This window comes from Clostridium arbusti SL206 (assembly GCF_000246895.1).
Classification (GTDB): Bacteria; Bacillota; Clostridia; order Clostridiales; family Clostridiaceae; genus Clostridium_I; species Clostridium_I arbusti.
Map to the genome: position 1 here is coordinate 1 of NZ_BAEV01000127.1, position 9,821 is coordinate 9,821.

A 9,821-nucleotide genomic window follows, 5' to 3' on the forward strand; every position below is an offset into this window, starting at 1 on the left:
ACACGTAGTATTATACTAAATAATATAATATTTATAAAAATATTTTATATTTTTTTATAATTTATCAATACTATCTCCATGTTATTATCAATTTGTTTATTTTATATATTTAAGGCTATAATTCAGTAACTAACAAACTATAAATTTTTCAATATATCTACTTAACATATGCTTTTTTTAGACAAAAAAAGATTGCTGAAGCATAAGCTTTCAACAATCCAACTAAAATAATGATTCTAAAATCAAGCTATTTAGCTATTAAATTGTACTTAATCAATAGACTATTTTATATGTATTTCTAATTAAATTTCAATCTGTAAAATATATTATTATCCATAAGTTTATTTTCACTTAAATTCAATTCACCTGATTACTCTTTTATTCCATCTTCTAAGTTTTGATTAAATAATATTGGTTTTAAAGGTGTAATGGTTGAAATTGCATGCTTGTAAATCATCATTTGCTTGCCATCAGAATCTATGATTACTGTAAAACTATCAAATCCTTTAACATTACCTCTAAGTTGAAATCCATTTGTCAAATGAATTGTAACGGGTATTCTATTTTTTCTTGACCCATTTAAAAATATATCCTGCAGATTATTTGTTGATTTATTCATATATTCAACCTCCGTTTGTTTTATATAAGTATTCTATAAAAATTGTCTAAATCCTCTTATTTTTACCTATATTTTTAAATTTTCTAAATTATTAAGCCTATAGAAACATCTATTTAATAAAAAATGTCACCTTATATTTCTTATTTAACATAACTTAGTTGTTTACTATAAAAATATTAAAATGTGCTATGAATCTAATATGATAGCATTCTTACTAATTATTCTCTTTAAGATTGCCTATAATAAAATTAGCAATTTCTTCATCACTATCAAATTTATTTTTATCAATCCAATGAACTCTTTTATCCTTTCTAAACCAGGTCAATTGCCTCTTAGCATAATTTCTGCTTCCCTGTTTTATCATTTCAATGGCTTCTCCTAAAGAGATTTTATTTTCCAAAGAATAAAGTATTTCTTTATACCCTATTCCCTTCATAGACTGCATACTTGAATTATATCCCATATCCTTAAGTTTTATTACCTCATCTACAAGTCCTTTTTCAATCATTATATCTACTCTTCTATTTATTCTATTATATAACTGCTCTCTATCCATATTTAACACATAATAATTAATATTATATGGAATATTGTATATATCCTGATTCTCATTTAATTCGCTTATAGTCTTACCAGTAATCTTATATACTTCAAGGGCTCTTATAACCCTTTTTAAGTCATTAGGATATAGTCTATTATAGGAGTCCATATCAACCTCCCTTAGCATTTCATGGACAAAATTTCTGCCATTTTCATTAGCTAGAACTTCTAAATGATTTCTATATTCACTATCCTTGTAAGTCCCAGTAAACTCATAATTAAAAATTAACGAATTTATGTATAGTCCAGTACCACCTACAAGTATAGGATATTTTCCTCTGGCAACAATATTCTTTATTGTGTCTATAGCCAATTGTTTATACTGTGCCACACTAAATTCTTCATTTGGTTCTACAATGTCTATTAAATTATGAGGTATTCCTTGCATCTCATCTTCTGATACCTTTGCAGATCCTATGTCCATATGTCTATATATTTGCATTGAATCAGCAGAAATGATTTCTCCACCTATTTCTTTAGCAATTTTAATTGAAATATCTGTTTTTCCGATTCCTGTTGGTCCACTTAAAATCAATAAATCTTCCATTTTAGCTTAGCTATTAGTTTAAATTTAAACTAATATACCCCCTTAAAAAAGTATACAGTTTAAGCATGTTTAACTTGCAATTTATTTCCAAATGCTTTATTGTATTCTTTTGAATTTCTTTTCCACTTCATAAAGTGTCATTTTAATTATGGTTGGTCTTCCATGAGGACAATTAAAGGGCTCATCTATGCATCGTAGGTCATCTATTAGAGCTTTAATCTCCTCCATATTTAAACGGTCATTTGCCTTAATAGCAGCCTTACATGCTAGTGTGGCTATCTTATTGTATTTTACTTCATGGGTTTCACCAGATCCTAAATTTTTAAGATTATCTATCATTGCAGAAAATAATTCTTTGAGCTGAGGTGTACCTAAAAAATTAGGTACTTCTCTAATACTCACAGTATTATCTCCAAAGACTTCTATGTTAAATCCCACCCTTACAAATATATCTTTGTTCTCTATATAGTATATAAAATCTTCTGGAGTCATTTCTATAATTTCAGGTGTTAAAAGTATCTGTGCACTTACACTACCATTCATTATTTCTTTAGTATATTTTTCAAATAGTATTTTCTCATGGGCAGCATGCTGGTCTATTAAATAAAAGTCTTCTGCACTTTCAGCTAATATGTAAGTATTATGATACTGCCCTATAATCCTAAGATCTGGGAACTTTGGTGATGGTATTGATCCATTTTTATTTATACTATCAGTTAAATAATCAGCATTTCCTTCAGTTTCTTTTTTATTATAAACAGAATATACACTATCTTCTTTATCCTTAAAGGAATAATCTACAGTAGGCTTTATAAACTCAGGTTTATAATTATCCTTATCCTCAATTTTCATTGGAGGTTCATGGGATTTGAAATCTATAGGTATTTGAACATTTTCTTTTACTAAAGGAGGAGCTTCCTTAATCATATCAACAGCTGACTCCATTTCAAGGTCAAAATTATCTTTTAAACTATTTTTAATGGCATCATGTACTGAATCAAATACTAATTTAAATATTTCCCTATCATTTTGAAATTTAACTTCTGACTTTGTAGGATGAACATTTACATCTACAAACTCAGGATATATATCTAAAAACAATACGAAAAATGGATACTTATTTATCATTAAAAATGATTTAACAGCATTTTCAACTGCAGTAGCAATTAGCTTGTTTTTTATATATCTTTTATTAACAAAAACACTTTGATTATTTCTACTTCCCCTACTTATTTCAGCATTTCCTACATATCCATAAACAGAAGCTATATCACTATGCTTTTCAAATTTTATAATATTGTCTGTAGTATTTTTGCTATAAATAGTTCTTATAGTGTCAGACAAATTTTCTGTAGAATAAGTATTAACTACCTTTCTACCGTTATTGATTAACCTAAAGGATATATTAGAATTGGCTAGTGCCAATCTGTTTATTATATCCGATATTAGTGCAGCTTCTCTTTGAGAAGATTTTAGAAATTTTTGCCTAGCTGGTACATTATAAAAAATATCTCTTACTTCTATAGAAGTACCAATACTACATCCCACATCTTTTATGTGGTTTTTCACTCCACCGCTTATAGAAATTTCTTTTCCAGCTTCAAGTTCCTTAGTTCTACTTCTTAAAATAGTATTTGAAACTGCAGCGATACTTGGAAGAGCTTCTCCTCTAAACCCTAAAGTATTTATTGCATATATATCCTCAATAGCGTTTATTTTACTAGTAGCATGAGGTAAAAATGCCTTTTCAATGTCTTCAGGGTTTATACCATCACCATCATCACTTACTCTTATAAGCTTTTGTCCACCCTCTTCAATTTCTATAGTTATAACTTTTGAATTCGCATCAATAGAATTTTCTACTAATTCTTTTACAGCAGAAGAAGGTCTTTCTAAAACTTCTCCTGCTGCTATCTTATTTGAAGTTTCTTCATTCAATAAATTTATTCTCTTCAAATTATCACCTTATATTCCATATTAAAAATTTTTGGCATCTTTTATAATTTTATATAGTGTATTCATACAATCCATAGGTGTCATATTCATTATATCAATATCGCAAATATCCTTTAAAAAATCATCTTTTTTTATATCGGTAAAACCTATTTGAACTATTTCATTATCCTTTTTAGTTTTCTTCTTTACATCTTTCTTTATATCTTTATTGTCTGAAGCTTTACCTATAGAATCCAAGGCAATTTCATTATTATTTTCTTTTTCTAAATCTTCTAATATTTCCTTTGCCCTAGATGTAACCTTTTCTGGAAGCCCTGCCAGTTTAGCTACCTCTATACCATAGGATTGGTCTGCACCACCAGGGACAATTTTTCTAAGGAATACAATATCATCTTCAATTTGTTTTACAGCTATAGAATAATTCTTAAGTCCATTAATTACTCCCTCTAGAGAAGTTAATTCGTGATAATGAGTAGCAAAGAGGGTTTTGCATTTTATATCCTTATTAGTACATATGTATTCTACTACAGACCAGGCAATACTAAGTCCATCATAGGTACTAGTACCTCTTCCAACTTCATCAAGTATGATAAGACTCTTTGATGTAGCATTTTTTAAAATATTTGAAACTTCCCACATTTCCACCATGAATGTACTTTTTCCAGCTGCTAAGTCATCAGATGCACCTATTCTAGTAAATATTTTATCACAAATTGAAATAATTGCATCCTGTGCAGGAACAAAGCTTCCAATCTGAGCCATAATGACTATTAATGCTACTTGCCTCATATAGGTTGATTTTCCCGCCATATTTGGTCCAGTAATTAGCATAAGCTGTTCATCCGTTGTATTTATCTTAGTGTCATTGGCAACAAATGTTCCTACTGAAATCATATTTTCTACAACAGGATGTCTTCCCTCATGTATGTCTATATCTCCACTATCAACTACATTAGGTTTACAATAATTGTGTTCTAGAGCTACACTTGCAAAAGAACAAAGGCAATCTAATTCAGATAATAGTTTTGCACTTTTTTTCATTCTATCTATATGCTTTGATATTTCATCTCTTATGCTAGCAAATAATTCATATTCAATATTTATAAGCTTTTCTTCTGCACCAAGAATTTTTTCTTCCATTTCTTTAAGTTCTTCAGTTATATATCTTTCACAATTAGCAAGGGTTTGTTTTCTTATGTATTTACCTTCAGGTACCATATTTAGATTAGACTTTGTAATCTCTATATAGTATCCGAATACTTTGTTATATCCTACCTTTAAAGATTTAATACTAGTTTCTTCTCTTTCACTACTTTCCAGTTTTGCTATCCACTCTTTACCATGGGATTTAGCTTGACGAAGTTCATCTACATTATTATTATAACCATCTTTTATTATATTTCCCTCTTTAACAGATACAGAAGGGGAGTCTGAAATAGCTGTATCTAAAATATTATATATATCCTTTAAATCGTCTAAATTTGTATATACTTTTTTTAATAAGTCACTTTTACAATTCTTTAATACTTCTTTTACCTTAGGCAATTTTTCTATAGAATTTTTTAGAAATATTAATTCTTTTGCATTTACACTAAGCGTTGATATTTTACCTACTAATCTCTCAATATCATAAATCTGCTTTAATGCATTTTTTAAATCTTCGTGTACAGATATATTTTCTGTAAATTCCTGTACTGAATCCAATCTTTCCTCTATAGAAATTTTATCTATCAAAGGCTGCTCTATCCACCGTCTAAGCTGCCTTCCACCCATAGCTGTACTGGTTTTATCTAATACCCATAGAAGAGATCCCTTCTTACTTTTTTCTCTGAGAGTTTCTGTAAGTTCTAGATTTCTTCTGGAATTTACATCAATGCTCATATAATCTACTACACTATAGTGATTAAGGTTGTCAATATGAGCTAGAGAAACTTTTTGGGTATCCATTAGATATCTTAGTAATCCATTGGCACTTCCCACAATTAGATCATCATATTTTTTTTCACGAAAGTTTAAAAATTGATGCTTTAAATTTCCATAGGCGTCTTTATTAAAAAATTCATCCTCAAATTTAGTAAAGGAACAATTGAATCTCTCTTTTATATGGCTGATTAAACTTTCATCTAAACTATCTTGAATCAATATTTCTTTTGGTGAATACTTTGATATTTCATTAATTATAAGTTCCTGTTCTAAACGCCAAGAAGTACAATCAAATTCTCCGGTAGAAACATCTGCTATACTAATACCAAATTTATCTTTATCCACAAAGATACTCATTATGTAATTATTTTTTGTATCTTCTAAAAATGATGAATCAGTATATGTACCAGGAGTAACTATTTTAACTATTCCTCGTTTAACTATGCCCTTAGCTGATGCCGGATCTTCTAATTGTTCTCCTATTGCCACTTTATAACCTTTACTTATCAATTTAGTTATGTACATATTTGCAGAATGAAAAGGTATACCGCACATTGGTGCCCTTTCAGATAATCCACAGTCTTTTCCAGTAAGAACTAGTTCCAGCTCTCTTGAAGCTATTTTAGCATCTTCAAAAAACATTTCATAAAAATCACCAAGTCTAAAAAACAATATACAATCTTTGCATTTTTCCTTTACGCTGATGTATTGCTGCATCATTGGTGTTAAACCCATATATACAACTCCCTTTATAATCTTTGATTTTCGCTAGTATATCACTCATATTGAAGTTTATCTTATGAGTGATACCTCTAATACTAATTTATTTATATTTCTTCGCCATACAATGAAAATGAATGCGCTTTTGTTATTTTTACATTAACTAATTTTCCTATACTATCTTTAGCTCCTTCAAAGTTAACCAATTTACCAGTTCTCGTTCTTCCCATAAGTTTACTTTCATTATTTTTACTAGTACCTTCTACTAGTACCTCTACAATTTTATCTTGATATTCTTTATTTCTTTTAGCACTAATTTCATTAACTAACGATATAAGCCTGTTGAATCTATCATGTTTAACCTCTTCACTAACCATTTCATCCATTTCTGCTGCTGGTGTTCCCTTCCTTGGTGAATACAAAAAAGTGAAGGCAGAATCGTACTCTACTTCTCTTATTAAATCCAAGGTATATTGAAAATCTTCCTCTGTCTCACCAGGGAAACCTACAATTATATCTGTACTAAGTGCTATATTCGGAATCTCTCTTTTTATATTTTTTATAAGGTCAATATAGTACTCTCTATCATAGTGTCTATTCATCTTTTTAAGTAACCTTGAGGAACCAGATTGTACAGGTAAATGTATGTGCTCACAAACCTTTTTACTATCTCTAATTGCTTCTACTACTTTAAAAGATAAATCTTTGGGGTGAGAAGTCATAAATCTTATTCTCTCTATACCATCAACTTCATTTATTCTTCTAAGTAAATCTGCAAAATCTAAAGCTGGACTCAATTCTTTTCCATAAGAGTTTACATTTTGTCCAAGAAGTGTTATTTCCTTATACCCTTCTTTTACAAGCTGCTTTACTTCATTTTCAATATCATCTGGAGTTCTGCTTCTCTCCCTGCCTCTTACGTAGGGAACTACACAATAAGTACAGAAGTTATTACACCCATACATTATTGTTACAAAAGCTTTAATTTTACTTAACCTATCTACAGGCAGTCCCTCTACTATACCTTTTTCCTTATCCCAAATTTCAATTATGGATTTTTCCTCTTGCTTAACTCTATTTAAGTATTCTGGCAGCATATGTGAGTTATGCGTTCCAAAAATTATATCTACAAAGGGAAACTTCTTGATTATAGTATTTGCCATATCATCTTGCTGCATCATGCATCCACAAATTGCAATAATTAAATTAGGATTTTTTTCTTTAACGACTTTTAAAGTCCAAAGGTTTCCGAAAACCTTTTGTTCTGCATTTTCTCTTACACAACAAGTATTAAATATAATTAGATCTGCACTCTTTTTATCTTCTGTTTTTTCATAACCACTTAATTTTAACATTCCTGAAAGTTTCTCAGAATCCTCTTCATTCATCTGACAACCCCAAGTTTCTATATAAAATTTTCTGATATTATTATCCAATTTACTTCACCTCTTGTACATTATATACTCCTTAACATTTGCTTTAGGCACATTCAAATAAATAACTAGTCAGTATGCTAGTCGTTAACAGAACCCTCTGATAGCACCACTATCATCAGAACCTGTTTCCTTGTATATTTCAAAATATACGTCGCATCTTTGACTTATTATTTATTTTCACATGCCTTAACTAATACATTATACTTTATTTTAATTTAAAATAAAAGCTTATGCTTTTCATAAACATAAATATTAGACTGTGGGAAAATTTTTAATAAAACAATTGAAAATATTATAAATTAATAGAATTTTTTTATCTATTATGAGAATACTAATATTGAAATAAATGCAATTATATAAAGGAGGTTGTTTTTATGTATGATGCAAAATTAGAAACTAAAGATGAAGAGTTAAAATATGAAACAATTAAAGATAGAATGTATTTTGAAAGGATACCTAATAGAAATCTCTTAAATACCCCAACATCATATGTTCCAATAGATAACCTTTTTGAATAAAAAATAGAGGAACTATTTAAAATAATAGTTCCTCTATTTCTTAGGCTTTTAATTTCCATTTATATATTTCCTTTTCTATTTTAAAGCCTACGGATTTATATAAATTTAAGGCAATAGTATTAGAAGTATCCACCCTAATAAATATACTTCTAAAATTAAAATTTTTGGCACGCAAAAGTAAAAACAATAGAAAAAGCTTACCATATCCTCTTCCTCTAAATTCATCCACTATACCAAAGTTAACAATTGTGGCAGCGCCATCGTTTATTATTATTTGTCCATAACCTATAACGAAATTGTTATGTTTTATAAAAAAGCATCCTTCTCTAAAATAATAACTTTGACACTGGTCAAAATAAATATCCTCTATAGATAAAGGAGTTCTTCCATCCTTTTTAAAAATAGAATTTTGTATAATACATCTTTTTTTCTCATCTCTATTGGGAACTAAATTTTCAATAACTATATTATCTTTCATTTTAAAATTATAATTATAATTTAAAGAACAACACATTTCTAATGTTCCATTGATTTTTTTAAAACCTATATCCTCTAAAGTTTTAAAATTATAATCATTTTTTTCACATTCATAGATAAAAATGCCTTTATTGCTTACTGAATTCAGTAACTTTTTATAACATTCTTTTAAATTCAAATTATTATTTGGTACTACATTCATTGCCTCTATGGTATATATAGCTCTAAAATTGCTTGTAGTCCAAATATATCCTATGGATTCTTCACCATAATTTAAAATCTTAACTCTCTTTCTCTGAAAGTATTTCTGAATAAAATTTAAATTATCATAAAAATTAAAAAAGTCCTTATTTAAACTATTAAATTTATATCTAAAAGCTACAAGTCTTTTTAGGCTATAAATATTTGTTTTATCTAAATTCATACAATTGTACATACTAACCCTCTTATATTTTCATACTAATTTAAGGCATTGTAAAAATATGCTAGCATCTTTAGCTTTCTATTTATAAGAATAAGTATAAATATTTATTTGATTATTGTCAATAAATTAACATATTGTAGAAATATTTAAACAATCTATTTACTAAAATATCAAATGGTTTACTTTTTATAAAACATAACAATCATTACATAAAATTATATAAATATAGCTTATATAAATCAATAAATTTTTGTTGCCTTTTATTAAACTTAATAATTTTCTTTAATCTATGAATATACTTATCTTCATCCCAGTTCTTAGTTTTAACGTATCTTTTTTTACCTAGTTTCCAAAACTTCCTTGGGAAAACAATTAATGAAAGCATGATTTCTAAATCTTCTAGTGAAAGTTTATTCACTGAATTATAAGCTTCAATTAAAATTTTAGCTTTATTAAAATCCCACTTATAGTAATTAGTATACATAAGTCTATTTATCATTTTGCCTAGATCATATACTTTTAAATTCATTACAATACTATCCAAATCTACAATATAGTATTCATCATCTTTTTTTATTATATTTTGATAATATACTATCAT

Annotated in this window: 8 protein-coding genes; 1 reads left to right on the forward strand and 7 read right to left on the reverse strand. The window is 28.0% G+C overall.

The features are described 5' to 3' along the window. Positions 1-370: 370 nt before the first annotated feature. From hfq to miaB, 5 genes are all read right to left on the reverse strand, one after another. Positions 371-619, reverse strand: a complete 249-nt coding sequence (gene hfq, locus RH99_RS16405; RefSeq protein WP_010240772.1) for an RNA chaperone Hfq — start codon at positions 617-619, stop codon at positions 371-373. Positions 620-833: 214 nt separating this feature from the next. Then, positions 834-1,766 (reverse strand): tRNA (adenosine(37)-N6)-dimethylallyltransferase MiaA, encoded by a 933-nt coding sequence (miaA, locus tag RH99_RS16410; RefSeq protein ID WP_010240773.1) that lies wholly within the window; start codon positions 1,764-1,766, stop codon positions 834-836. Between the two features lie 96 nt (positions 1,767-1,862). Next, the gene (gene mutL, locus RH99_RS16415; protein WP_026038530.1) at positions 1,863-3,722 is read right to left on the reverse strand and encodes a DNA mismatch repair endonuclease MutL; all 1,860 of its coding nucleotides are present in this window, start codon (positions 3,720-3,722) and stop codon (positions 1,863-1,865) included. 21 nt (positions 3,723-3,743) lie between these two features. After that, positions 3,744-6,380: a DNA mismatch repair protein MutS gene (gene mutS / locus RH99_RS16420; RefSeq protein ID WP_010240776.1), complete on the reverse strand. Its 2,637-nt coding sequence runs from the start codon at positions 6,378-6,380 to the stop codon at positions 3,744-3,746. A 92-nt stretch (positions 6,381-6,472) separates the two neighbouring features. Beyond that, entirely contained in the window at positions 6,473-7,801 is a 1,329-nt protein-coding gene (gene miaB, locus RH99_RS16425) for a tRNA (N6-isopentenyl adenosine(37)-C2)-methylthiotransferase MiaB (RefSeq protein ID WP_010240777.1), read from the reverse strand. Between the two features lie 374 nt (positions 7,802-8,175). Here miaB and RH99_RS19300 point away from each other — a divergent pair, with 374 nt between their 5' ends. Beyond that, a complete protein-coding gene (locus RH99_RS19300; protein WP_158511960.1) occupies positions 8,176-8,319 on the forward strand; it encodes a hypothetical protein in 144 nt (47 codons plus the stop codon). Positions 8,320-8,359: 40 nt separating this feature from the next. On the opposite strand, the gene RH99_RS16430 is transcribed toward RH99_RS19300, so the two are convergent. Both RH99_RS16430 and RH99_RS16435 read right to left on the reverse strand, forming a co-directional pair. Further along, on the reverse strand, positions 8,360-9,232 hold the full coding sequence (locus RH99_RS16430) for a GNAT family N-acetyltransferase (protein WP_010240778.1): 873 nt from the start codon (positions 9,230-9,232) through the stop codon (positions 8,360-8,362). 193 nt (positions 9,233-9,425) lie between these two features. Next, positions 9,426-9,821, reverse strand: a 396-nt coding sequence (locus RH99_RS16435; RefSeq protein ID WP_010240779.1) for a YutH/CotS family kinase-like spore coat protein, incomplete at its 5' end; no start/stop codon positions are given.